23 protein-coding genes and 3 pseudogenes are annotated in these 21,862 nt (G+C 69.7%); 11 read left to right on the top strand and 15 right to left on the bottom strand.

Annotated features, from left to right (window positions below; genetic code table 11):
• Positions 1-116: 116 nt before the first annotated feature.
• From OHU74_RS02105 to OHU74_RS02085, 5 genes are all read left to right on the top strand, one after another.
• Positions 117-1,310, top strand: a complete 1,194-nt coding sequence (locus OHU74_RS02105; RefSeq protein ID WP_371614272.1) for a sensor histidine kinase — start codon at positions 117-119, stop codon at positions 1,308-1,310.
• Positions 1,307-1,960 (top strand): response regulator, encoded by a 654-nt coding sequence (locus OHU74_RS02100; protein ID WP_371614271.1) that lies wholly within the window; start codon positions 1,307-1,309, stop codon positions 1,958-1,960. Before OHU74_RS02105 ends, OHU74_RS02100 begins: the two co-directional genes overlap by 4 nt.
• Positions 1,961-2,231: 271 nt before the next feature.
• The gene (locus OHU74_RS02095) at positions 2,232-2,573 is read left to right on the top strand and encodes an ArsR/SmtB family transcription factor (RefSeq protein WP_371614270.1); all 342 of its coding nucleotides are present in this window, start codon (positions 2,232-2,234) and stop codon (positions 2,571-2,573) included.
• 83 nt (positions 2,574-2,656) lie between these two features.
• Positions 2,657-4,312 (top strand): SulP family inorganic anion transporter, encoded by a 1,656-nt coding sequence (locus OHU74_RS02090; protein ID WP_371619536.1) that lies wholly within the window; start codon positions 2,657-2,659, stop codon positions 4,310-4,312.
• A 274-nt stretch (positions 4,313-4,586) separates the two neighbouring features.
• On the top strand, positions 4,587-4,922 hold the full coding sequence (locus tag OHU74_RS02085; RefSeq protein ID WP_371614269.1) for an ArsR/SmtB family transcription factor: 336 nt from the start codon (positions 4,587-4,589) through the stop codon (positions 4,920-4,922).
• A 111-nt stretch (positions 4,923-5,033) separates the two neighbouring features.
• Here OHU74_RS02085 and OHU74_RS02080 read toward each other — a convergent pair whose 3' ends face one another.
• The gene (locus tag OHU74_RS02080) at positions 5,034-5,195 is read right to left on the bottom strand and encodes a DUF6126 family protein (RefSeq protein WP_371619535.1); all 162 of its coding nucleotides are present in this window, start codon (positions 5,193-5,195) and stop codon (positions 5,034-5,036) included.
• A 248-nt stretch (positions 5,196-5,443) separates the two neighbouring features.
• Here OHU74_RS02080 and OHU74_RS02075 point away from each other — a divergent pair, with 248 nt between their 5' ends.
• On the top strand, positions 5,444-5,755 hold the full coding sequence (locus OHU74_RS02075; protein ID WP_371614268.1) for a hypothetical protein: 312 nt from the start codon (positions 5,444-5,446) through the stop codon (positions 5,753-5,755).
• A 94-nt stretch (positions 5,756-5,849) separates the two neighbouring features.
• Complete coding sequence (locus OHU74_RS02070; protein WP_371614267.1) at positions 5,850-6,179, top strand: hypothetical protein; 330 nt, start codon at positions 5,850-5,852, stop codon at positions 6,177-6,179.
• Positions 6,180-6,222: 43 nt separating this feature from the next.
• Here the strand turns inward: OHU74_RS02070 and OHU74_RS02065 are convergent, their stop codons facing one another.
• Together OHU74_RS02065 and OHU74_RS02060 are read right to left on the bottom strand one after the other, a co-directional pair.
• On the bottom strand, positions 6,223-7,719 hold the full coding sequence (locus OHU74_RS02065; RefSeq protein WP_371614266.1) for an aspartate aminotransferase family protein: 1,497 nt from the start codon (positions 7,717-7,719) through the stop codon (positions 6,223-6,225).
• Positions 7,720-7,979: 260 nt separating this feature from the next.
• The gene (locus tag OHU74_RS02060; RefSeq protein WP_371614265.1) at positions 7,980-8,714 is read right to left on the bottom strand and encodes a translation initiation factor IF-2; all 735 of its coding nucleotides are present in this window, start codon (positions 8,712-8,714) and stop codon (positions 7,980-7,982) included.
• 90 nt (positions 8,715-8,804) lie between these two features.
• Here OHU74_RS02060 and OHU74_RS02055 point away from each other — a divergent pair, with 90 nt between their 5' ends.
• The gene (locus OHU74_RS02055) at positions 8,805-9,293 is read left to right on the top strand and encodes a hypothetical protein (RefSeq protein WP_371614264.1); all 489 of its coding nucleotides are present in this window, start codon (positions 8,805-8,807) and stop codon (positions 9,291-9,293) included.
• On the opposite strand, the gene OHU74_RS02050 is transcribed toward OHU74_RS02055, so the two are convergent.
• On the bottom strand, positions 9,294-9,893 hold the full coding sequence (locus tag OHU74_RS02050; RefSeq protein ID WP_371614263.1) for a hypothetical protein: 600 nt from the start codon (positions 9,891-9,893) through the stop codon (positions 9,294-9,296). It lies immediately after the preceding gene.
• Between the two features lie 338 nt (positions 9,894-10,231).
• On the opposite strand from OHU74_RS02050, the pseudogene OHU74_RS02045 reads away from it, so the two are divergent.
• Together OHU74_RS02045 and OHU74_RS02040 are read left to right on the top strand one after the other, a co-directional pair.
• Positions 10,232-10,426 (top strand): annotated as a pseudogene (locus OHU74_RS02045) (nuclear transport factor 2 family protein); the annotation flags it as partial.
• A gap of 113 nt (positions 10,427-10,539) precedes the next feature.
• Complete coding sequence (locus OHU74_RS02040; RefSeq protein WP_371614262.1) at positions 10,540-11,124, top strand: hypothetical protein; 585 nt, start codon at positions 10,540-10,542, stop codon at positions 11,122-11,124.
• A 36-nt stretch (positions 11,125-11,160) separates the two neighbouring features.
• On the opposite strand, the gene OHU74_RS02035 is transcribed toward OHU74_RS02040, so the two are convergent.
• The 3 genes from OHU74_RS02035 to OHU74_RS02025 form a co-directional block, all read right to left on the bottom strand.
• On the bottom strand, positions 11,161-13,119 hold the full coding sequence (locus OHU74_RS02035; RefSeq protein WP_371614261.1) for a transglycosylase domain-containing protein: 1,959 nt from the start codon (positions 13,117-13,119) through the stop codon (positions 11,161-11,163).
• A 149-nt stretch (positions 13,120-13,268) separates the two neighbouring features.
• Positions 13,269-13,802, bottom strand: coding sequence for a hypothetical protein (locus tag OHU74_RS02030; RefSeq protein WP_371614260.1), 534 nt, complete (start codon positions 13,800-13,802; stop codon positions 13,269-13,271).
• 2 nt (positions 13,803-13,804) lie between these two features.
• Positions 13,805-14,020, bottom strand: a complete 216-nt coding sequence (locus OHU74_RS02025; RefSeq protein ID WP_371614259.1) for a matrixin family metalloprotease — start codon at positions 14,018-14,020, stop codon at positions 13,805-13,807.
• Positions 14,021-14,188: 168 nt separating this feature from the next.
• Between OHU74_RS02025 and OHU74_RS02020 the strand changes: the two genes are divergently transcribed.
• A complete protein-coding gene (locus OHU74_RS02020) occupies positions 14,189-14,521 on the top strand; it encodes a hypothetical protein (RefSeq protein ID WP_371614258.1) in 333 nt (110 codons plus the stop codon).
• A 69-nt stretch (positions 14,522-14,590) separates the two neighbouring features.
• Here the strand turns inward: OHU74_RS02020 and OHU74_RS02015 are convergent, their stop codons facing one another.
• From OHU74_RS02015 to OHU74_RS01980, 8 genes and pseudogenes are all read right to left on the bottom strand, one after another.
• Positions 14,591-15,673, bottom strand: coding sequence for a low specificity L-threonine aldolase (locus OHU74_RS02015; protein ID WP_371614257.1), 1,083 nt, complete (start codon positions 15,671-15,673; stop codon positions 14,591-14,593).
• A gap of 170 nt (positions 15,674-15,843) precedes the next feature.
• Positions 15,844-17,241 carry a DUF6421 family protein gene (locus OHU74_RS02010; RefSeq protein ID WP_371614256.1) on the bottom strand — a complete coding sequence of 466 codons (1,398 nt, stop codon included), beginning with the start codon at positions 17,239-17,241 and terminating at the stop codon, positions 15,844-15,846.
• A gap of 219 nt (positions 17,242-17,460) precedes the next feature.
• Positions 17,461-17,562, bottom strand: a pseudogene (locus OHU74_RS02005) (methylmalonyl-CoA mutase family protein); the annotation flags it as partial.
• Between the two features lie 13 nt (positions 17,563-17,575).
• Positions 17,576-17,779: pseudogene (locus tag OHU74_RS02000) on the bottom strand (methylmalonyl-CoA mutase family protein); the annotation flags it as partial.
• Positions 17,679-18,920, bottom strand: coding sequence for an MFS transporter (locus tag OHU74_RS01995; RefSeq protein WP_371614255.1), 1,242 nt, complete (start codon positions 18,918-18,920; stop codon positions 17,679-17,681). The gene OHU74_RS01995 and the pseudogene OHU74_RS02000, both read right to left, overlap by 101 nt.
• On the bottom strand, positions 18,917-19,687 hold the full coding sequence (locus OHU74_RS01990; RefSeq protein ID WP_371619534.1) for a hypothetical protein: 771 nt from the start codon (positions 19,685-19,687) through the stop codon (positions 18,917-18,919). The genes OHU74_RS01995 and OHU74_RS01990 overlap by 4 nt, the downstream gene beginning before the upstream one ends.
• A 93-nt stretch (positions 19,688-19,780) precedes the next feature.
• The gene (locus OHU74_RS01985) at positions 19,781-20,686 is read right to left on the bottom strand and encodes a RimK family alpha-L-glutamate ligase (RefSeq protein ID WP_371614254.1); all 906 of its coding nucleotides are present in this window, start codon (positions 20,684-20,686) and stop codon (positions 19,781-19,783) included.
• A gap of 178 nt (positions 20,687-20,864) precedes the next feature.
• Entirely contained in the window at positions 20,865-21,773 is a 909-nt protein-coding gene (locus OHU74_RS01980) for a TauD/TfdA dioxygenase family protein (protein ID WP_371614253.1), read from the bottom strand.
• Positions 21,774-21,862: the final 89 nt, after the last annotated feature.

Genomic DNA, 21,862 nt, shown 5'->3' with positions numbered 1-21,862 from the left:
CCGCCCGACCCGGGTTCCCGACTCCCTCCACGGGCCGGACATCGCGGCCGGTGGGAGGAGTTGGCCTCCTCCCACGGCAGGACCCGGGCGTACGGGCGTCCGCCTATCGTGGGGGAGTGAACAGAGCTTGGATCGAGCCTGCGTTCGACAGACGATTCGCCGGGATGCGGATCCTGGCGCTTGCCGGCGTAATGGTCGGCTATGTCCTGCTGCTGCAGCGGCCGTTCGGGGCGCGGGGCTGGGGCCTCGCCGCAGCCGGGCTCGTGCTGTGCCTGGCTGCGGGGAAATGGGTGTTCGGTGCGCTCCTGGCGCAGTCGGTCCTGCTCGTTGTCTCACACGAGCTCGGCGCCGGCATCGTTCCTTCGTTGAAGGTGCTGGCCGCCGTCACCCTCTTCGAGCTGGCGGTACGGCAGTCCGGGCGCCGCCTCGCCGCCGGGGCGACGGGACTGGCCCTTGCCGTCGCCGTGAACCGCATCGAAGATCTGCCCGGCGAACTCCTGCCGGTGCTCTACAAGATGGGTGTCGTCGCAGGCCTGCCGCTGCTCCTGGGTGCGTACGTACGCGTGACCCGCGACGCTGCGGTGCATGCGCGTCGCAACGTGGAACAGCAGGAACTCCGCGCCGAACAACAGTTGTTGGCCGCCCGTGCTGCGGAACGCACCACCATCGCGCGGGAGTTGCACGACCTCGTGGCCCACCACGTCTCCTCCATGGTGCTGCGCGTCGGTGTTGCCCGGCATGTCACCGCGGCCACCGGCACCACCGACCCGCGGATCACCGACGTACTCGACGACCTGCATGCCAGCGCCGGCGCGGCGCTGACCGATCTGCGGCGCCTGGTCGCCGTACTGCGCGCCCCCGACCGGACCGGTCCCACCACCGGCTCCCTGGTGGAGCCCGGAGCCCTGCCGGCGGCATTGGAGTCGGTGGTGGAACACAGCCGCCAGACCGGGCTGACCGTAACCGCTTCCGTGGATCCCCGCGTTGCGCGGCTGGACGCGGTACGTGGCCTCGCGGTCCTGCGCCTGGCCCAAGAGGGCCTGGCCAACGCGGCCAAGCACGGCGGCCCCGGCGCACACGCCGAACTGGTGGTACGGGTCGCCGAAGATGCCGTTCGCGTGACGATCCACGACGACGGCGCCGGAAGGGCCCGGCCACCGGCCTCCGGCCCGTCCGGACACGGTTTGATCGGCATGCGTGAACGCGTGGACCTGCTCGGCGGCCGACTGGAGGCGGGCCCCGCCGCTCAGGGCTGGCGGCTCACGGCCGAACTTCCCTCCCTCGCAACAGACATGGAGCCCCAGCTGTGATCCGCATCCTTGTCGTCGACGACCAGCAGCTCGTCCGTATGGGACTGCGCATGCTCTTCGATCAGGCGCAGGACATCGAGATCCTGGGCGAGGCGGACAACGGCGCGGAGGCGGTACGACTGGCGGAACACCTGACTCCCGATGTCGTCCTCATGGACTTGAGAATGCCCGGCATGGACGGCATCACGGCCACCCGCCGCATCCTGACCACACGCCCCGCCACCCGGGTCGTCGCCCTCACCACCTTTGACGACGACGACCATCTGTATCCGGTGCTCGCGGCCGGAGCCTGCGGTTTCCTCGTCAAGGACACCCCACCGGCCGAACTCCTGGAGGCCGTACGCCGGGCAGCCAACGGAGAGGCCCCCTTCAGTCGTGACGTCCTTGACCGCCTCGTCGCCCAGGCTCTCCACACCCGTTCCTCATCGGACACCCCTGCGGACATCCCGGTGCCGGCCATCACCCCGCGCGAGCGGGAGGTGCTCGGACTGCTCGGCGTAGGCCTGTCCAACAAGGAGATCGCCGACCGGCTGCATCTCGGGGTCACCACGGTGAAGACGCACGTGGCCAGCCTGATGGCGAAGACGGGCCGGGACAACCGTATCCGTCTCGCTGTTCTCGCGGTCCTCACCGGCATCACGCCGAACTGAGCCGCCTCGTGTGAGGCGACTTTCTGTGTGGGCGCGAAGAGCGTGGCCGCCGTGGGAGGGCCTCGCCGACGGGGGTTGCGGCGAGGCCCAGCCATGACGGTACCGCCCGAAGCCGGGCAGTGGACCGCAGAATCAGTGAATTGCATAAGTTTGCAATTTCATAGATGCTGTGGGTGCTGTGGGTGCTGTCGGTGCTGTGTCCGTGGGTGGCCGCGGGCGGAGTGCCGGCCGTCCGCCCCGGCGCCCGGGGTGATGAGAAGGGTGCGAGTCCGTGCCGGTTCCGCTGTATCAGGCCAAGGCCGAGTTCTTCCGGATGCTCGGGCACCCCGTGCGGATACGGGTTCTTGAGCTGCTCCAGGACGGGCCGATGCCGGTACGGGACCTGCTCGCCGCGATCGAGGTCGAGCCGTCCGCGTTGTCGCAGCAGCTCGCCGTGTTGCGCCGGTCGGGGATCGTCACCTCGGTCCGTGACGGCTCTACCGTCGTCTACGAGCTGGCGGGCAGGGATGTCGCAGAGCTGATGCTGGCGGCTCGGCGCATTCTGACCGAGGTGCTGACCGGGCAGAGCGAACTGCTTGAGGAGCTGCGGGAGCCCGAGGTCCCGGCGCCGTGACCGTGGTGACCGTGACCACCTTCCTGGCCTCCGTACTCGGGCGGGTCCGCTCGGTGCTGCCGGCGCGGGCTGATTTCGCGGCCATGGGCCGCAGCCCCCGCCGGGATCTCCTGGCGGGGCTGACCGTGGCGATCGTCGCCCTCCCGCTCGCGCTCGGCTTCGGTGTGTCCTCCGGGCTGGGCGCGGAGGCGGGGCTGGCCACCGCAGTGGTCGCCGGCGCGCTCGCCGCCCTGTTCGGCGGATCCAACCTCCAGGTGTCCGGGCCGACCGGTGCGATGACCGTGGTGCTGGTGCCGATCGTCGCCCAGTACGGGCCCGGCGGCGTCCTGACCGTTGGCCTGATGGCCGGTGTCCTGCTGATCGGCCTCGCGCTGCTGCGGGCCGGGCAGTACATGCGGTACGTGCCGGCGCCGGTGGTGGAGGGGTTCACCCTCGGCATCGCGTGCGTGATCGGCCTCCAGCAGATGCCCCATGCCCTCGGGGTGGCCAAGCCGGACGGCGAGAAGGTCCTGCTGGTGGCCTGGCGGGCCCTCGCGGAGTTCGTGGCCTTCCCGAACTGGACCGCGATCGGGCTCTCGGTGGGGGTCGCGGCGGTGATGCTGGCAGGGGGCCGGTGGAAGCCGGCGATCCCGTTCTCCATCGTTGCGGTGATCGCCGCGACCGTGCTCGCGCAGGTCCTCCACCTGGACGCGGCGGCCCCGATCGGGGACTTGCCCTCCGGCCTGCCGGCGCCCTCCCTCGCCTTCCTCGACGCTTCCGCCTTCGGCTCCCTGCTCGCCCCGGCGGTCGCGGTGGCCGCTCTGGCCGCGCTCGAATCCCTGCTGTCGGCAACCGTCGCGGACGGGATGACGGTGGGGCAGCAGCACGACCCGGACAAGGAACTGTTCGGGCAGGGCATCGCCAACCTGGCGGCCCCGCTGTTCGGCGGTGTCCCCGCTACCGCTGCGATCGCGCGCACGGCGGTCAACGTCCGTACCGGCGCCTCCTCCCGCCTCGCTGCCCTCACCCATGCCGCCGTGCTCGCGGTGATCGTGTTCGCCGCCGCGCCCCTCGTTTCGAAGATCCCGCTGGCGGCACTGGCGGGTGTGCTGTTGGCGACGGCGATCCGCATGGTGGAGGTCGGCTCGCTGCGGGCGATGGCGAAGGCGACGCGCTCGGACGCCGTCGTGCTCGTCCTGACCGCCGCCGCGACCCTGGTCCTCGACCTGGTGTACGCGGTGATCATCGGCCTGATCGTCGCCGGAGCCCTCGCGCTCAAGGCGGTGGCGAGTCAGGCGCGGATGGAGCAGGTCGATTTCCGCCCGGATCTGCCCGGCGAGCACAGCGAGGAGGAACACGCCCTGCTGGCGGAGCACATCGTCGCCTACCGCATCGACGGCCCCCTCTTCTTCGCCGGAGCCCACCGCTTCCTCCTGGAGCTGTCGGAGGTCGCCGACGTGAGGGTGGTGATCCTGCGCATGTCCAGGGTGAGCACCCTGGACGCGACCGGCGCCCTCGTACTGAAGGACGCGGTTCAGAAGCTGAACCGGCGCGGCATCGCCGTCATGACGTCCGGCATCCGGCCCGGCCAGCGCCGGGCCCTGGACGCCGTCGGCGCACTCGACCTGCTGCGGCTGGAGGGACGTGAGTACGCCACCACCCCGGAAGCCATCGCCGGGGCCCGCAAACACCTGGAGCAGGCAGGGCTTCTGCCCCGTACGCATCACCGACCGCACCGCATCCGGAAGGCCGCCCGATGACCGTCCTCTCCGACCGCCGCATGATCGAGGTCTCCGGCACCGAGGCCCTGTGGCCAGCGGCCACGGCCCGGCGGACGTCATCACCAAAGAAGGCCTGACCGGCGAAAGGCCCGCTCTCGGGGTCCGAACGTCACGAAGGCCGCCCGCCGGGTCCCATGAGTTGCAGGGATCTGCAATTGTTGAGGTCACAAGGTGTGAAGAGGGGCCATCGAATGCTCCCGCGAAGGAACGGTTCTGGGTGGATGAAATGGGCAGTCACGGCAGAGGTACGCAGGTGAGCACGCCGCTGTACCAGCTGAAGGCGGAGTTCTTCAAAACGCTGGGACATCCGGTCCGCATCCGTGTCCTGGAGCTCCTGGCCGAATGCGAGCACGCGGTCGCCGAGATGCTGCCGGAGGTCGGGGTGGAGGCCGCGAGTCTGTCCCAGCAGTTGGCTGTCCTGCGCAAGGCCAACCTGGTGGTCACCCGCCGGGAGGGCTCCAACGTGTATTACAAGCTCACCCACCCCCAGATCGCCGAACTGCTGCGGGTCGCCCGCGGCATCCTCTCCGGCGTGCTGGAAGGCCAGGTCGAACTCCTGGCCGACCTGCGCGCCACCAGCCACACCTAGGCCGGCAGCCAGACGGCGCAGGTCCCACCCGGGCCGCGCCCCACATACGGCGGCCGTCTTCCGTTAGTGCGGGTTCAACGCGCTTCTGACACCGGAAGACGGCCGCTCCTCTCACTTCTGAGCGTGCTGGCCCAGGTAGAAGAGCAGCCACACGAACCCGGCGAACAGGTGGGTGCCGCAAATGTAGAAAAAGGCACGCAGCGCGACGCCCTTGGCCAGCCACCGTTCCTCTTTCGCCGCTTCGCTCTGCGCGGGCTCGCCGTCCGTCGTGATGGTTTCCCTCCCATCCGGAACTAGTGAATTGCATAACTCTGCAAGTCTAGCCGGTGCGGGCCTGCTGAGGACTTCACGGCCAGGCGGGAGCGCACCCTGAGGCGGGCAGATCCACGGCGGCGTTTTGGGCTCCGGGTCGACCCGGCCCGGCGCGCGACAGTGAGAATGAGGGTGTGTTCAGACGTGAGAGGCCGGAGCCGTCGACCGATGCCCGGCTTGACCCGTACCGCCGTGCTGCCGCTCGTCTCATGGACGGGAACGAGCAGATCGGCGTGCTCGTGATCCGAGTCACCACCTGGTGGACGAGGGAAGGGCCCTTCTGGCGAAGGCGGTGGGTGAATCCGCGAGAACTTCCTGAGTGGGCGCTGTCTGGTGTCGGCCCCGCACAGCAGGTGCCCGACTTCGACGACGGGATCATCTTCGATGAGGATCTCGACGAGGAGCTCGCAGACTGGGCAGCGGGGATCTTCCGCCTACGGGGCCAGCAGTTCGGTCTCGCCTGGCTTGGCGAAGAGGAAGTCGATGCCGCTCATCGCGACCACGGCTGGACGATCGACTGACCACCCCCGCCCCGCTGCCACGCTTTCGGGTGTTCCCTGCTCGGCCGCCGTCGTGGTTGGGCATGCTGGCCGAGGACGTGATGGCGTCCACGCCGTGAGCCCGTACGAGCCGCTCATCGACGGCCCTGAGGACGACTGGGCCGAGCACATCGAGGACGTCGAATCCCGAACGGTGCCGTTGCCCGCCGAGTTGGCCACCCTCCTGCAGCGCGTGCAGGACCGGCTGCTCGACCTGGCCGCGGACGTTCCGCTCGCCGCACTCAGGGCCGTAGCCGCACTGGAACGTGCCACCAAACGAGCAGCCGGAATTGCGGCCTGCAACGCGAAGGACGATGAGCTGTCGGACGAGGTGATCGGAACCGCCCTGGGGCTGGCCGCGGACAAGGCCGGCTCGCGCTTGATCCACTACGCGCTGCGCCACTGATCTGCCCGGGACCCGGCGGGCGACGGTTTTTGGGCGGTTGAGCCTACGTGGCGGCGGGTTGGCGGTGGGTTTCGGCGGCGTGGAGGACTTCGCGGATGAGGAGGTCGAGGTCGTTGGTGGTGGTGCGGTGGTTGCACAGGCAGGCGCGGAGAGCAGTGCGGTCCTGCACGGAGACGGTGGCGAGGTAGGCGCGTCCGTTGTCCTGGACGCGCCGGGCGACACGGGTGTGAAGGGTGTCCGGGTCTCCACCGTCCGGGTCGGTGATGCGGAAGCAGACAACGGGCCACGGGCCGCTCGCCAGGAGCTCCAGTCCGGGCTCGGCGGTGATCCGGTCCCGCAGTTGGCCGGCGAGGCTCAGGTAGCGCTCGATCATGTCGGTGACGCCGTCGCGGCCCAGGTGGTGCAGGGTGGCCCAGAGGGTCAGGGCCCGGGTGCCGGGGCGGGTCAGCTCGATCGTGGCGTGGGAGAGCCACGGCAGGGCGTCCGGTTCGTCCGCGGTGAGGTAGGAGGCCTGGTGTGCGAAGGCGGTGTGCAGATGCTCGGGGTCCGGGACCAGCAGTGCTCCGCAGCCCACCGGCACGCTCAGTGTCTTGTGGGGGTCCACGGTCATCGAGTCGAGGTCGGCAACGCCTTGGTAGAGGGGGGCCAGGGCCGGGACGGCGGCTCCCAGCCCGCCCCAGGCCCCATCGGCGTGATGCCACATGCCGACGCTCCGGCACACCTGCGTGACCAGGTCGAGCGGGTCGACGGCGCCGGTCGCGGTGGTGCCCAGCGTACTGACGGTGCAGAACGGCAGCAGGCCCGCGTCCAGGTCGGCGGTGACCGCGGCGCGCAGGGCTGCCGGGTCCAGGCGGTCGTGCGCATCGGTGGCCACGGGGCGCATGCGGTGGGAGGGCAGGCCGATGCAGGAGGCGGCCCTGGCGACGGACATGTGTGCCTGGGCGCTGTAGTAGACGGTGAGCCGGGCGTGGTCGCGGTCGTAGGCGGCACCGTCGGCGGAGCCCCGGCGGGTGAGGAACCAGGTGCGGGCGGTGGCCAGGGCCAGCAGGTTGGCCATGGAGCCGCCGCTGGTCAGCACCCCGCCCGTGCCGGCAGGTAGTCCGGCCAGGTCGGCGAGCATGCGCACGGTGCCGCGTTCCAGGTCCATGAGGGCACTTTCACCCATGCCACAGGTCGCGTTGATGGCGCAGGCCAGCAGTTCGGCGATGACTCCGGCCGGTGCGGGCGGCGAGTTGATCCAGGCGAAGAACGCGGGGTGCCCGTTCCCCGTCGGGAACGGGGCGATTTCGTCCCGCACGAAGTCCAGCACTCCGCCCAGTTCACCGGCGCGTGGGCTGAGCCGCCCCTCACGCAGGCGCGCCCGCTGCTGGGCAGGCATCTGGCGGCCCACCGCGCCGGCCGGCAGTTCGCTCAGGTACTGGGATACCCACTCGGCCGCGGCTACGAGTTCGTCCCGCAGGACCTTCGCGTGAACCGCTGGAGGCAGCTGGTCCGGCGACAACACGGCCTCACCGAACCGGGCCGACGTCGGTTCACTCAAGCGATGGTTCATGGTGGCAGGTGGACCCTTCGTCGTAGCAAGGCCCACTGCTCAGCTCAGCGAGGCCATGATCGTAACGAGCGCCGCCCACCGGCCGACACGCGAACCCTGCCGCAAGCCGGGCGACCTCCGTACTGCTCGGGGCCGGGGCCAGGCCCGCCAAACCAGCCGACGACGGTCTCCATGTCCGGGTCGACCTCACACGGCTCACCACCCCGTGAGCCCGCATCTACGCGGAGGGCACCTGCCGGGTACCCCGTTCAGTGCGGTGAGGGTTTCGGGTCCAGGGCGTTGGAGACGGTGCAGCCGCCTTCTCCGGGCATCCGGTGGATCCGGGGTGGCACCCATACCTCGGTGGCGCCGGGGCCCACGCGGGCGAGAAGGCAGTCCTGCGGGTCGAAGCCGTTGCCCTTGACCAGCAGGAGGACACCGACCCTGCCTCCGTCCGACTTCACCTCCGTGAGGATCGCCGGATCCAGGTCCAGGGCGGCGAGCGTACGCCGTACTTCGCCCTCGTCCGCCAGGCTGCCCTCCGCCACCCGGGGAAGCTTCGCGCGGAGCTCCTCGTAGGGCAGCCGGGGTGGTTCGGGTGGCGGGGCGAAGGTCAGCGCGGGCCCGTCCGGGCAGGCCACGTCACGGGGATCCTCACCCCACTCCGACCGGGGAGACACCCGTACCGCGAAACACCGCTGCAGGGAGACCTCTTCACGGGCGAGCCAGCCTCTGTACCCCGAGCCGGAGGTGCGGACGACGACATCGACGCCGTTCCCGTCGTGTGTCGACGTACCCTTCACCCGCAGTACCTCCACCCCGTCGATGCGGGAAGCGGAGCGCCCGACCTCCTCCGCCGTACGCGGATTCTGGCCGTAGAGCCGCTGGCCCGCCTTCCTCGCCACCTCCCGCGCGGCGTCCGTGGCCTCGCCCTCGGAGGAGTCCACCACCCCGCAGCCGACGGTGAACAGGAACAGCGGGGCGAGCAGTATGAGTCGGCGCATGCGTCCACCTTTGCGGCGCCGCGGCCGGCGGGCAACCCGTTCGTTGGGTTCGTGTCGGCGTGCGGCGGGGGAGGAGAGCGTCAGGGGCGGGTGACACCAGGGGGTGGTGCCGATGATGTTCGGTACTCGGACGAGTGGTGGGTGCTGCTGCTGTTCCCGGCCGTGCTGTGGGTGCTGTTCGGGCCGTTCGTCATGGTCGGCCTGGGGGTGTGGTGCGCCTCCGCACCCGGCGCGCGGGCCCGGCTGTGGTCGGTGCTTGTTCCCCTGGTGCCGGTGCTGACCTCGGCGTCCGTCATGATCTTCCCGCTGAGCCGGTGGAAACGCCCGGTGCGGGTCGACGGCGCCGTGGAGGCGCCGGAGCACCTGTACGACTTCCTCGGCTACCTGGCCGTGTACGTCGGGGGCGTCACCGTGCTGCCCTGGCTGCTCGGCTACGGGAGCACGCGCCTGCTGCGCTTCGTACGGGCCCGCCGGCGCGGCCCGGGAAGCCCGGGCGAGGCCCTGGACGCCGGGATCTCGCCGCCCGGTCCGGCGAGCCCGTCGACTGCCGAGGCGCCGGGCTCACCCCGAGCTACCTGATCACCATCCGAGCTGTGGTTCGCCCAGGACCTTGCTGCCGATGAGCGCGGCGAGCTCCTGGGCTCTGGTCAGGGCCCCGTGGTTGTGGCAGCCGTGGACGAAGACAGTGTGATGCTCGGTCCACCCGTTCAACTGGGCTCTCTCACCGTGGAACACGATCTGGACCCCGTCGTATTTCGCGCTCGCGTATTGGTCTGCTTCCAGGCGCTCAGGCCACAGGCCGCGCCAGCAGATGTCGGCGATGCCCTGGCCGAGAACCGCCACGAAGCGCTCTTCCACAGTGCCCGTCGGAACGTCTGCCGAGGCGTCCAGCGGCAGATGTGCCTCCAGCGAGGCGGCACCTGCGGTCGCGACGTCGAGGTCGAACCAGAGATCCTCACCAGCAGGACCGGTACGCATGTCCAGGTAGTCGAAGTAGTCGAAGTCCGCCTCCGGCAGGACCGCAACCATCTGCCGCACGTCTTCGACCGTTCGCAGCTCGGCGTAGAGCTCGGCTTTGGCCTCGCACTCCGCCATCAGCGTACGCAGGTGCTCGGCCTGTGTGTACGCCATGGCTGCGTCAGTGCTCTGGAAGACGGGGTACGCCCTGGAGTTGCCCATGGACCGAACCGTCACACGTCCTCGCATGCCGCCGCCACCGTAATTCGCGTGATCACTGCGGTCAGCGGACTCGGCGCACGCTCAGCATCGGCACTAGGCATCCGTACTGCCGAGGAGGCTGTCCACGAGGAGATCCGGGTAGCCGGAGGCCGGCGGGTCGATGCCGAAGATCGCGCCTGGCCCTGGCGCGCATCTACGACTGGCTCGACATGACCCTCGCAGCCACGGCCTGAAACCCGAGCCACCGCCCGACCCCGCACCCACCCACCTACCGACCCACTCGCCCCCACCCGAAGGAAGCCGCAATGAACCGCACCGGAATCGCATCCGCCCTGGGCGACCAGCTGTACGACGGCAACAAGTACGCCGACCGGCACACCTGCCACATCACCAAGAACGACGGCACCACCGTCACCATGGAGGTCTACGTCTTCGCCGACCTCGCCCCCGACGGCCGCTTCCAGCGCATCGAGGAAGCCACCCTGATGCCGACCGGCTCCGAGGCCGACCGCAGCATGGGCAGCGCCCGCTGAGGCAGGCACCGCCCGGGCGGACGGAAAGGCTGCCAGGGCTGGGGCGGATGGCAGGACTCTCCTGGGTACGGATACTCATGCGTCGCGCCATGCTCACGCCTAACGTCACGAGCATGATCAAGAGCCTTGTACGTAGAGCCCGGGTCCCCGGGCGGTCCGTCCTGTATGCCGTCACAGGGCTCGTGATGGTGGTGCTGGCAGTCGCCGCCGTGGTGGCGGGGAACCTCGTGTGGAACGGCGCGCCGTATCCTTCGGCTGACCCGGCCGTGGTCGCGCAACGGCTCAAGGACCGGTCCGACGGGGTCTACGAGGACTTCGCGCTGCCTGCGAAGTACGCTGCGAACTGGGGCGGGATCGACACCGGCGCCTGCTACTACCGCGGGCTGCGGAGCATCGCCCACATTGACGAGGCGCGAACCGACGTCCGCAGCTTCGGACTCAGCTGGAGCGTACCCGAGGTCCCCGAAGCCACCGCCCGAGAGGCGCAGGGGCGCGTGCGCCAGCGGCTGGTGCAGCAGGGTTGGAAACTCACCCATGAAGGCGACCGTGCAAGCGCAACCTTCCGCGAGCTGGGCTTCCGATTCGAGGACCCGGAAGGCGGGGACCAGGTCGACGTGCAGTGGAACAACTCGACGACGACCCTGTTCATCAGCGTCTACGCCCCCTGTGCGCAGGTTCCCGACAACTTCGCGGGATAGGTCTGGGATGAGGCGGACTGGTACCCGGAGGGGCCATCACGGGTGCTCCCCGGGTGCATCCGCCGGGTACGGCGGGGCGGGCACCACGACCTCGGTGTAAGCCTTCCAGATCAGGGGCGGGAGGGCGCTGCCCCGTTCGGAGTCGGGGCCGCCCACGCCCTGCATGGGCAGCAGTTGCGTGACGTCGGGCTTCGTACGGAACATCGCGACCGAGGTGCTCAGTTCCGGCGTCGTGCCGATGAACCAGGCGGAGTTCATACGGTCGTTCGGGCCCGTCTTGCCCGCCCAGGACGGAACGTAGGTCCGCTGGTCCTTCGTAGGTCCGATGGCGTTCCAGCCCACGTGGCGCAGCGCCGCGCCCACGATCGCGGCTGTGTCGGGGCTCATGGCCCGCCGCGGTTTGGGTCGGCCGAACCCGTCCACCGTGGCGCCATTGCGCTCGACCTTGGTCACCGAATAGGGCTCGGTGGCCTGGCCCTTGTTGATGAAGGTCGTGTAGGCGCTGGCCAGCCGGACGGCGCTGGGGGTGGAGGTGCCGATGGAGAAGGTCGGCTCCAGCTTGGCCATGCTCTCCTCACGCAGTCCCGACGCGACCGCGAGGTCCTTGACCTTCTCCAGCCCGATCTTCTTGCCGGCTTCCACGAACGGTGCGTGGTCGGGGAACACCAGGGCCGTGCGGAGGGGCCCGGCTGCCATGGGCGTCCCCACCGCCCTGGGTTTCAGGGGCTCCGGGGCAGGGCTCTCGGCCGGGGGCTCCGTGCTGCCGAGCTCCTCCTCCAGAGCGGCGGCGTACACAAAGGGTTTGAACGCCGAGGCCGCAGGCACGCCGGAGGTGTCCGCGTTGTTGGTGAAGTGCTCGATCGCGTCGGAGCCGCCGTAGAGCGCGACGATCGCCCCGTCCTTGGGGCGTATCGAGGCGGCGCCGACCTGCACGTACTGGTCCTCCGTACGGTTCTTCGGGTCCAGTCGGTCCGCGCGCACCTGCTCGACGGCCTTGGTCAGCGCGGCCACCTTGTCCTTCTCGAAGGTGGTGTGGATGCTGTAGCCGCCACCGGCCAGTTCTTTGTCCGTGATTCCGCTGCGGCTCTTGAGGTACTTGTTGGCGATGTCCACGAGGTAGCCGGTCTGCCCGGCCTGGCTGGTCGGCTTGACGGGAGGCTTCGGCTCGGGGAACTCCGTGTACTTCGCGCGTTCCTCTGCGCTCATCGAACCCGTGTCGACCTGACGGTCCAGAATCCAGCTCCAACGGTCTTCGGCACGTTGGTGGTTGGCGGAGCTGAGGGACGGGTCGAAGCTCTCCGCGCCTTTGAGGACAGCGGCCAGCAGGGCGCCCTGACTGGGGTTCAACTCCGAGGCGGGGATGCCGTAGTACGCGTACGAGGCTGCCTGGACGCCGTACGCGTCGCGGCCGAACCAGGAGGTGTTGAGGTATCCCTCGAGGATCTCCGTTTTGGGCCGCTGGTTGCTGATCTTCAGGGAGAGGAAGAGTTCCTTGATCTTGCGCTGGACGGTCTGGTCCTGGCTCAGATAGGTGTTCTTCACGTACTGCTGGGTGAGCGTCGAGCCGCCCTGGGTCTCCTTTCCCTTGGCGATGTTGACGACGGCGCGGCCGATGCCCGTCACCGAGACGCCCGAGTCGGTGTAGAAGTCCTCGTTCTCCGCGGCGATGACGGCGTGTTGGACGGAATCCGGCACCTGGGAGAGCTTCACGTCCTGCCGGTTCACATCGCCGATGCTCACCATCCGGCTGCCGTCCGCCCAGTAGTACACGGTTGCCTGACGGCGCGCGGAGTCGTGCGGGTCCGGGATCTCTACCCGTATGTAGACGAAGGTGAAGAGGCCGGCGAGGGCGCCGGTGAAGAGCAGGAACAGGCCGGAAACCAGTTTCCAGGAGGGCGTCCAGCGCCGCCAGCCCCGGCGGCCGCGCCTGGGCAGGTCGATGCGGAGGCGGCGGGTCTTCCGGTCGGCGTCCTTACGGCTCTTCCCACGACCCACAGGGCCTCCTTGATCGGCGAGCCGTTACTACGGGGCGGTAACGGACTCGGCAAGGAGGATGATCAAATTGCGTTCGTGGTTGGGTCGTTCGCGAAGAATTTACGGCCGGAGCAGGACGGCCCCCACCCGGGGGCCCGAGTTCCCGGTACCTACCCGATCACCACGTCATCGCAGTGCGCGGGCGCCGGGACGGGGGCCCGCTGCACGTCCCGCCAGTGCGCGGCCTCGCCGTCGACGCCGCGCTTGGCCGGTGCCACGTACCCGACCCACGGACCCTGACCTTCGTTGTCCATGGTCTCGATGCCCACGACGTACTGGCGGCCCGGCTCCAGGACGGCGTAGAGCGGATCGTCGTCGACGTATCCGCCGGCGGCGGTTCCCTTCTTCGTGACGCCCTGGGTGACCGTGAGAACTTCGGGCACCGTGCCCTGCAGTGTCCTGAGGACGTGTACCTGGCTGGACAGGAACGAGCTGCCACCCTCGTCGTCCCACGCGCGGGTGTGCTTCACCGTCTCCACCACGGCCATCGCCTTGAACTCGTCTGCCACGACGGGGTCCTTCGACAGATCCGCCGCGCACACCGCGTGCGTGGAGCTGTCCGTCCCGGCGACGGCGTACCAGCCGCCGCCAGCGAGCAGTAGTCCACCGGTCAGGCCCGCCGCAGCCCACAGCTTTGCACCCATGATCAGCCCCACGGCTTCTTGTAGTTGGCCTTGTCCACGGCCTGCGGTACGTCGTAGTCCTCTTGCACCTGGGGCCACATCAGCGAGTACGTCGTACGGAAGTCCTTGTGGCAGAGGCCCAGCGCATGTCCCAGCTCGTGGGCGGCGACACTCCGGCGCTTCTTCGGCGAGCACCCCTTCATCTTGGCCTTGTCGAAGCGGATCTCGCCCTCGTCCACGGAGCTCCGGGACCTCGATTCGGACTCGCCCCTGACGCACGGCGCCGGATCGACGGCATGCGCCGGACGGGACGCAGGAGCGGCAGGCCGTCGCCGACGCCGCGTGGCAAGGGGACTGGAAGGCCGCCGAACGGTACGTCCGGGCTGCGGGACGCGGTCCGTGCCGGAGTGCCGCAGGACGACGAGGAGTTCGCCCACTGGTACGAGCGCGGCAACGTGCACTACCGCCGGGCCTGCGTCCTGGCGGAGGCCGAGCGTTTCGAGGAAGCCCTGCCCGAGGTGGAGGCCTCCATCGAGGCCCACGAGGAGGGCGGTGGGCAAGGCGAGGTGCGCCGCGCCGAAGCGGTACGGATGGCCGCCCTGATCGAGGGCAAGGGCCTCGGCCGCTTCCAGGCCGCCGTCGCCCGGCTCACCACGGCGGCTGCCCGCTGCCGCCGGGCCGGTCTCACCGAGGCCGCCGACATCCTGGAGGCCCTCCGCCAGGACTACCTGCGCCGCTGACACCCCGCCCCCGGCCGGCGGTGCGCCCCCCGACGCACCGCCGCCCGGGACGCCGGTGGTCGGGCGGAATCAGGAAGCTCGGCCGCACTCTTCGGCGATGGTGCGGATGAACGTGTCGACGTCCTCAGGGACCGTGTCGAAGGAGCACATCCAGCGGACGACACCGGGCTGTTCGTCACGGAAGTAGAAGTGGTACTTCTCCTGGAGCCGCACGGCTGCGTCGTGGGGGAGCCGGGCGAACACTCCGTTCGCCTCCACCGGATAGACGATCTCCACTCCCGGGATGTCCTGGACGCCGGCGGCGAGGCGCTGGGCCATGGCGTTGGCGTGCCGGGAATTGCGGAGCCACAGGTCACCGCCCAGGAGTGCCTCCAGCTGGACTGCGATGAACCGGGCCTTGGAGACCAACTGGGTGGTCTGTTTGATGATGTGGCGCAGGGACCGGGGGCCGTTCGGGGTGAGCACGACCACCGCGTCACCGTAGAGGCCACCGCACTTGGTGCCGCCGAAGGACAGGAGGTCGACTCCCGCGTCGTAGGTGAGCTCGCGCAGGGTGACGCCCAGGGACGCGGCGGCGTTGGTGAGCTGTGCGCCGTCGACGTGGAGCTTCATGCCGCGCTCGTGCGCGAAATCAGCGATGGCGCGGATCTCCGCAGGGGTGTAGACGGTCCCCAGCTCCGTCGCCTGGCTGATCGAGACGACCTGCGGGGTGGCTCGGTGCATGTCGTCCCAGCCCCAGGCCTCGGTGGCGAGGAGTTCCGGGGTCAGCTTTCCGTCGGGAGCCGGGATGGTGATGAGCTTCAGGCCACCGATGCGTTCGGGCGCTCCGCACTCGTCCGCGTGGATGTGCGCGGTGGTGGCGCACAGGACGGCTCCCCACCGGTCCGTCATGGCCTGGAGGGCGATGACGTTCGCTCCGGTGCCGCTGAAGACGGGGTGGATCTCCGCATGGGGCCCGAAGTGGTGACGCGCGAGGTCCTGCAGGTTCTGGGTGTAGACATCGCGGCCGTAGGACGGCTGATGACCGCCGTTGGCGGTGGCGATCGCGGAAAGGACCTCCGGGTGCACGCCGGCGTAGTTGTCGCTGGCGAAGAAGCGTGCCGCCGGGTCGTGTTTCCGCGCGGGGGCGGGGGTGCTCGTGGTGGTGCTCAAGGCGTCGTTCCGTTCGTTGTGGCGGCAAGGTCACGCCGGGATCCGGGGGGATGTTCGGGGGATCCGTACCTGAACAAGGATGGTGCTGGCTGGGTCGGCCTGCCAGGAGATGGCGGGACAGGTTGCTGCCTGGCAGGTTCCTGTCCGGGCGTGGGACGTGGGGCGCGGTCTCAGGCTGCGGTGCGGGTCTCCCCGTAGGCGGTGATGCCGCGGGTGGCTTCGATCACGCGGCGCAGCTTCTTCGCCAGGGCCTCGTAGAACATGCTCAACGGGAACTCGTCGGGCAGTGCGGAGTCGACGAGCCTGCGCGGCGGCAGGGTGAAGTCGAGGGCGGTCGCACCGTCGGCCCAGGCGGATGCGGGGTGAGGCGAGAGGTACGAGGAGACGAACGCGTGGCTCTTGAGCCAGTGCACGACCTTGGGCCGGTCGATGCCGAGCCGGTACAGGTCCTCGATCTCGGTGCGGAGGCGAGCGACGGTCTCTGCGGCGGCGGCCCAGTCGACGGCCAGGGTGTTGTCGCTCCAGCGGATCGCGCCCGCCCGGTGCAGGGCGGCGAAGAGCAACTGCCCGCCGAGACCGTCGTAGTTGCGGACTCGGTCGCCGGTGATCGGGAAGCGGAACAGGCGGTCGAAGAGAATCGCGTACTGCACGTCCCGTCCCTGGGGGACGTTGTCCTCGATGAGGTCCTGGCCGGCTTGGAAGGCGGTGAGGTCGCAGCGCAGCTCTTCGATGCCGTACATCCAGTAGGGCTGACGCTGCTTGATCATGAAGGGGTCGAAGGGGAGGTCGCCCAGGCTGTGAGTCCGGTCGTGGATGAGATCCCACAGCACGAACGCCTCCTTCATGCGCTCGGGATCCGCCAGGAGAGCCCGGGCGTCGCCGGGCAGCTCCAACCGGGTGGCGGCGACGGCGGCACTGGTCACGCTGCGCAGACGCGCGGCCTCCCGGTCGCAGAAGATCGCGCCCCAGGTGAACTGTCCCGGGTTCTCGCGAACGGCCACGGTCTCGGGGAAGAGGACCGCGGCATGCGTGTCGTATCCGGAGGTGAATCCCTCGAACTCGATACCGAGGTAGAGCGGATTTCCGTAGGTGGTCCGCTCCAGGTCGGCTATCCAATCGGGCCACACCACACGGAAGGCGACGGCCTCCAGGTTGCAGTGGGGGTTGCCGTTCTGTGTGTGCATCGGGAAGACCACCAGGTGCCGCAGGCCGTCGACGCGCTGCTCGGCGGGCGCGAAGGCCAGGAGGGAGTCGAGGAAATCCGGCTTGCCGAATCCGCTGTCCGCCCATCGCGTCAGATCCTCGATCAGGGCCAGGTGGTAGTCGGCGTCGTGCGCAAGCAGCGGGGAGAGCCGGCGGATCGCGGCGACCACGCGGGTCACCGCGTCACGCGCCTGTTCCAGGGTGGGCCCCCGTTCCTCTTCGAAGCTGATGGCGCCGTCCTCGGACTGCCAGGACCCGAGGGATTCCACGGCGTCTTTGAGGTTCTGCCAGGCAGGGCAGGCGACGACCAGCGCGGCCTGGTTGCCTTCTCGGACGGGGCGCTCCATCGATTGCTTGGTGCTCATGTCGTTCCTTCCGGATGAGGGTGTCGGACGGGGTGGTTCCCCGCGGCGATCGAACGGGGACCGGCGGCGGCCGCAGCCGGCTCAGACGGCTTCAGACGGGCTCGGGTGCCGGGGTGTCCTGGGTGAGGGACAGGGGCACCGGGCCTGGGAGAGCGGGCGAGCCGATGTGTTCCAGGACCCACGTGACGATTCCGGAGAGCGAGGCCCCGGCGTGAAGATCTCGGCGACTTCTTCGAGGACGGGCGTCCGGGCGACGAAGAAGAAGGACAGGCGCGGAGCGAAGTCGTCCACGTCCATGCCCGCCGCCACGGCCGCGCGTACGTCCGGTCGTCCCGTTCGCGATCAGGGTGCGGTAGCGGGCGTTGGAATCCTCGGCCGTGCCGAAGCCGGCGTACTGCCGCATCGTCCACGGCGTGGTGTGGGCCTTGTTCGTGAGGTCAAACGCTGTGGGACTGCTGCGTGGCTTCTCGGGCCGGGACGTGGGCCCGGTCGAGGCGGTCGGTGCTCCGGCGCCGCAGGTTGCGGAGTTCGATGACACTCGTGACGACGGTGGCGAGCAGGGCGATGGCGCCGCAAGCCAGGACGGCCTCCCGGGGACCGGCCGAGGTCAGCAGCGCACCGGCCAGGAGTGCGGCGGCTCCGTAGCCGAGTCCGGCGCTGGCGTAGGTGGCGGAGAAGGCGGCCCCCAGATCACCGTCGGGGGTTTGGTCCTGGACCGCCATGGCGCGCGAGGAGCCGACCATGGGCTGGAGGATTCCGACGATCACGGCGCAGAAGCCGGCCACGAGGAGGTTGCCGCTGAGGCCGAGGGCCATCACGGCCAGGCACAGGACCCCGAGGAGAATCCCGGACTGCAGTGCGGGGGCCCCCGGCCAGCGGCGGGCACCGTAGAGGATGCCGCCGAGGACGCCCAGGGCGGCCATGCCGCTGAGCCAGGCTCCGGCCGAGTCCGCGGAGGCGCCGATCAGGGGCAGCAGCCCGAACAGGGTGATGGTGACCGCACCGAAGCTCATCATCGCGGCAGCGGACTGGGTGCAGGCAGGCAGGAGGTGACCGAACGAGCGGATCGCGGACGGAGCCTTCGAGACGGTCAGCGGGGGCTCGCTGATGATGCGGGCGCTGATCGCGCCGATCGCGGAGAAGGCGGAGATGACCAGAACGGGGACGGCTGGCCCGGTCACCAGGGAGAGGGCGGTGACCGCGGCCGGTGCCGCCATCCACACCAGCGTGCTCAAGGCGCTTTCGAGCCCGATGACGGGGCGGACATGGTCGGGCGCCAGGCGCAGGGCCAGGGCCCGCAGACCACCATGGGCCCCGGCGGCGACTCCGCCGCCCATCGCCGCCAGGGCGGCGAGCGCGGGCAGGGGCAGCTGCCGTGCGAACAGTCCCAGGGCGAGGAACACCACTGCCTGCAGGGTGAGGACCAGGGTGAACTCGCGGCGCATGGGCTTGCGGTCGAAGCGCCGTCCCATCGAGGCGGCGCAGACCGCCTCGGCGATGGCGTGGGCGCCCACCAGCACCGCCCCCTGGGCCAACGAACCCTTGGAGCCGTTTCCGACGTAGATCAGACCTACCGGCGCGGCGGCCACACAGAATCGCTGACAGAGCAGCAGCAGCGCCCAGGGCCGCAGTTTGGGAATCATGAGCGTGGACAGGTAGCCCTTGTCGTGGCTTGTCATACGGTCTTCGATCCCTTCGATGCCACCTCGGGTGCCGGGGGAGCGGCCGGACCCGTATCGCCCGTATCAGCGGGGAGGACGGGGAGGACGTACCGGGCGAGCTCCTCGTAGAGCGGCATGCACTCGTCGAGCACACGGCGCAGATGGTCGGGCAGGGGATCGGTACGGCTCTGTCCCGCCGCGAATCCCGTGGACTGCCACACGCCGTGGTACCAGTGCGAGCCCCAGATTCCGTCCGTGGCGCGGCGGCCCGCCGGCCAGGACAGCATGCGGTCGGTGAAGGGCACGTCCAGGGCGGCACACAGCCCCTGCAGGACGGACGACGGGGCGCTGACCAGGTCGTTGCTGTCGATCACAGGACCCCCGAACCGTTCGAACAGCTCCAGTTGCTGACGCAGTCCGAGCTCCTCGACCGTGGGGGCCTGGACCTTGGCGTAGGAGGCGAGCATCTGCGCGGGGTGCCGGACGAGGAAGGCGTGCCGCAGACCCTCGAAGGCGGTGCGGTCCACTTCGGGCAGCAGGTGCTGGGCGAGGTGCTTCTGGTAGTGGATCGTGCTGCCCTCGGGCAGCGTGCCACCGGTCAGCTCGTTCGCCACCTGGCGCCAGTCGGTCGAGTAGGCGGCGATGACCTCGTCACGTCCCGGGTCGGTGACATCGGTGTGGGCCAGGTAGTACGCGTAGAGCGGTTCGTCGACGACGGTGGTGTCACCGCGGTTTTCCCAGGCACGCATCAATGCGGTCGAGCGCGTCCGGGGCCCGGACCACATGGCGATGCGAAGGCGGTCGTGGACCATGAGTGAACCTCGTGGGGGTGTCGGAGGGGGACCGAGGCTTCCCCGGGGGGATCGCCTCGGCCGTGATCAGGACCTGCGGGCGGCGACGGTGAGCTCGACGAGATCGAGGACGTCGTTGTTGACGGTGTTCTGCAGCTCCGCGGGGAAACCGTCCCAGCCGGGAACCACGTTCGCCTCGATGACGACCGGCTCTCCCCGGTGGTAGAGGATGTCGATGCCGGCCATGCTCAGCCCGAGCGCCCGGGTCGCGCGGACGGACAGGTCGACCAGTTCGGGGGCCGGCTCGATCACCTCGATCGGGCTGCGCGGGGGGCCGTCGCCGTTGCCGTGGCTCTGCCGCCAGGAGTCCCCTTCCGTCAGTGCGCGCACGCACACCGAAGGAGAGTCGCCCACGATCGTGATCCGGTAGTCGCCGGTGTGTTCCAGGAACGGCTGGCACAGCAGCACGCCGTAGGTTTCCAGCATGGCCCGTACGCGGCTCAGGGCGGGTTCCACGGGACCGTCGACGAAACGATCGACGTCGACGCCGCCGAATCCGACGGACGGCTTGACCACCACACGCCCCCACTCGCGGCAGGCGGCGATGAAGTCCTCCTCGCTGCGGCACTCTCGCGTCGGAGGAACGGGCAGACCCGCCCGGGCCAGCTTGTGGAGCATCGTGAACTTGCTGACGGCCGCGAGGTGGACATCGGCACTGTCGAACATCACCACGCCGGGAACGCTCGACAGCAGGTGGAGGTGCTCGGCGTGCTCGCGCCAGTGCTCCAGACTGACGTGGCCACGGGAGACGATCGCGTCGAACTCGGCCACGTCATGACCGTGGACGGTCGGCCGCGTCCCGCTCTCGTCGGGAACGCACACGATGTCGTCGAACTCGAAGAGCACCGTGTCGTGCCCGCGCTCCCGGCCGACGCGGGCGATGCCCACCGATTCGTCCTCGCCGGCCATCCAGGCCAGCACTCCCAGCTTCATGCGCAACTCGTCTCTGTGTGACGCCCGATGGGGAAGGACCCGCGGGCGGACTGTCGGGCCCGGGACGTGCCGGACCCCAAGGTGTGGAACAGGACCCTGCGGGTCCTCCAGATCGCCGTGTGCAGGCCCTGTCGAACCGCACGGCCCGAGACCGTCACGGCAGTGGGGCCCGGATGACTCACCGCCGGTACCAGGCGGCATCGGCGCCGACCGTGGCCCTGCTGCTGCGGCCGTCGACGGAGACCGGGACCTCGCCGTCGACGCAGATGCGGTGCAGTCGCCGCGGCGTGTCGCCGTAGTCGTCGATCGCGACGTGCTGGGTGGCCCGGTTGTCCCAGATGGCCACGTCACCGGCCGCCCAGCGCCATCGGACGGTGTTCTCGGGCCGGGTGATGAACCGCTGCAGAAGCTGCTGCAGCTGTCGCCCGTCCTCCTGGGACAGACCGAGGAGTCGTTGCGCGAACCCGCCGACGACGAGGGAACGCTCACCGGTCTCGGGATGCACCCGCACCACCGGGTGCTCGGTCTCGAAGGCCATGGCCTCGAAGACCTTGCGGAATTCCTGCTCTTCTTCGGTGGCCGGCCGGACCCGCGCCGCGGCCGCGTAGTCGAAGGCGTTGGTGTGCGCTGCCCAGAGCTGCTCCGCCAGAGCCTTCAGCGGCGCGGGAAGGTCGTCGTAGGCTGCGACGGTGTTGGCCCAGGCGGTGTCCCCGCCCACCTCGGGGATGACGATTCCGCGCAGGATCGAGAATGCGGGGTAGTCCGCGACGAACGTGACGTCGCTGTGCCAGGAGGTGGCGCGGCTGCCCTGCGAGTCGATCTCGAAGACGGCGCCGGCTCCCGCTTCCCCGGGCACGGTGGGGTGGGGGGTGGGGTTGCCCAGCAGGGAGGCGAAGTCCCGGTGAGAGGCGTCGTCGAGGTGTGCCTGACCTCGGAAGAACACCACCTTGTGACGGAGGAGCGCGGCGCGGATCGCGGCCACGGTGTCGGGGGCGAGATCGCCTCCGAGCCGGACACCGGAGATCTCCGCGCCGATGCGTATGGTCAGCGGCTTGACGGTCAGTGTGGTCTGTGTGCTCGTCGTCATGTGAGTTCCAGGGGTTGAAACGGGGACGGGGGCTGGTGAAGGGAGGGCTGGACGCGGGGCGCCCGATACGGGCGCGTGGCTCGGAGCCG

The sequence above is a fragment of the Streptomyces sp. NBC_00454 genome (genome assembly GCF_041434015.1).
GTDB lineage: Bacteria > Actinomycetota > Actinomycetes > Streptomycetales > Streptomycetaceae > Streptomyces.
Note: the sequence above shows the minus strand (reverse complement) of the source record. Positions and strands in the feature narration are given on the sequence as shown.

Coding starts and splice junctions, on each gene's coding strand:
- OHU74_RS02075 (WP_371614268.1), top strand. CDS start 5,444: ATGGACGGGAACGAGCAGATCGGCGTGCTCGTGATCCGAGTCACCACC.
- OHU74_RS02060 (WP_371614265.1), bottom strand. CDS start 8,714: ATGCGCCGACTCATACTGCTCGCCCCGCTGTTCCTGTTCACCGTCGGC.
- OHU74_RS01990 (WP_371619534.1), bottom strand. CDS start 19,687: ATGTGGTCCGGGCCCCGGACGCGCTCGACCGCATTGATGCGTGCCTGG.
- OHU74_RS01980 (WP_371614253.1), bottom strand. CDS start 21,773: ATGACGACGAGCACACAGACCACACTGACCGTCAAGCCGCTGACCATA.
- OHU74_RS02040 (WP_371614262.1), top strand. CDS start 10,540: ATGATCAAGAGCCTTGTACGTAGAGCCCGGGTCCCCGGGCGGTCCGTC.
- OHU74_RS02090 (WP_371619536.1), top strand. CDS start 2,657: ATGGGCCGCAGCCCCCGCCGGGATCTCCTGGCGGGGCTGACCGTGGCG.
- OHU74_RS02010 (WP_371614256.1), bottom strand. CDS start 17,241: ATGAGCACCAAGCAATCGATGGAGCGCCCCGTCCGAGAAGGCAACCAG.
- OHU74_RS02030 (WP_371614260.1), bottom strand. CDS start 13,802: ATGGGTGCAAAGCTGTGGGCTGCGGCGGGCCTGACCGGTGGACTACTG.
- OHU74_RS02050 (WP_371614263.1), bottom strand. CDS start 9,893: ATGGGCAACTCCAGGGCGTACCCCGTCTTCCAGAGCACTGACGCAGCC.
- OHU74_RS01995 (WP_371614255.1), bottom strand. CDS start 18,920: ATGACAAGCCACGACAAGGGCTACCTGTCCACGCTCATGATTCCCAAA.
- OHU74_RS01985 (WP_371614254.1), bottom strand. CDS start 20,686: ATGAAGCTGGGAGTGCTGGCCTGGATGGCCGGCGAGGACGAATCGGTG.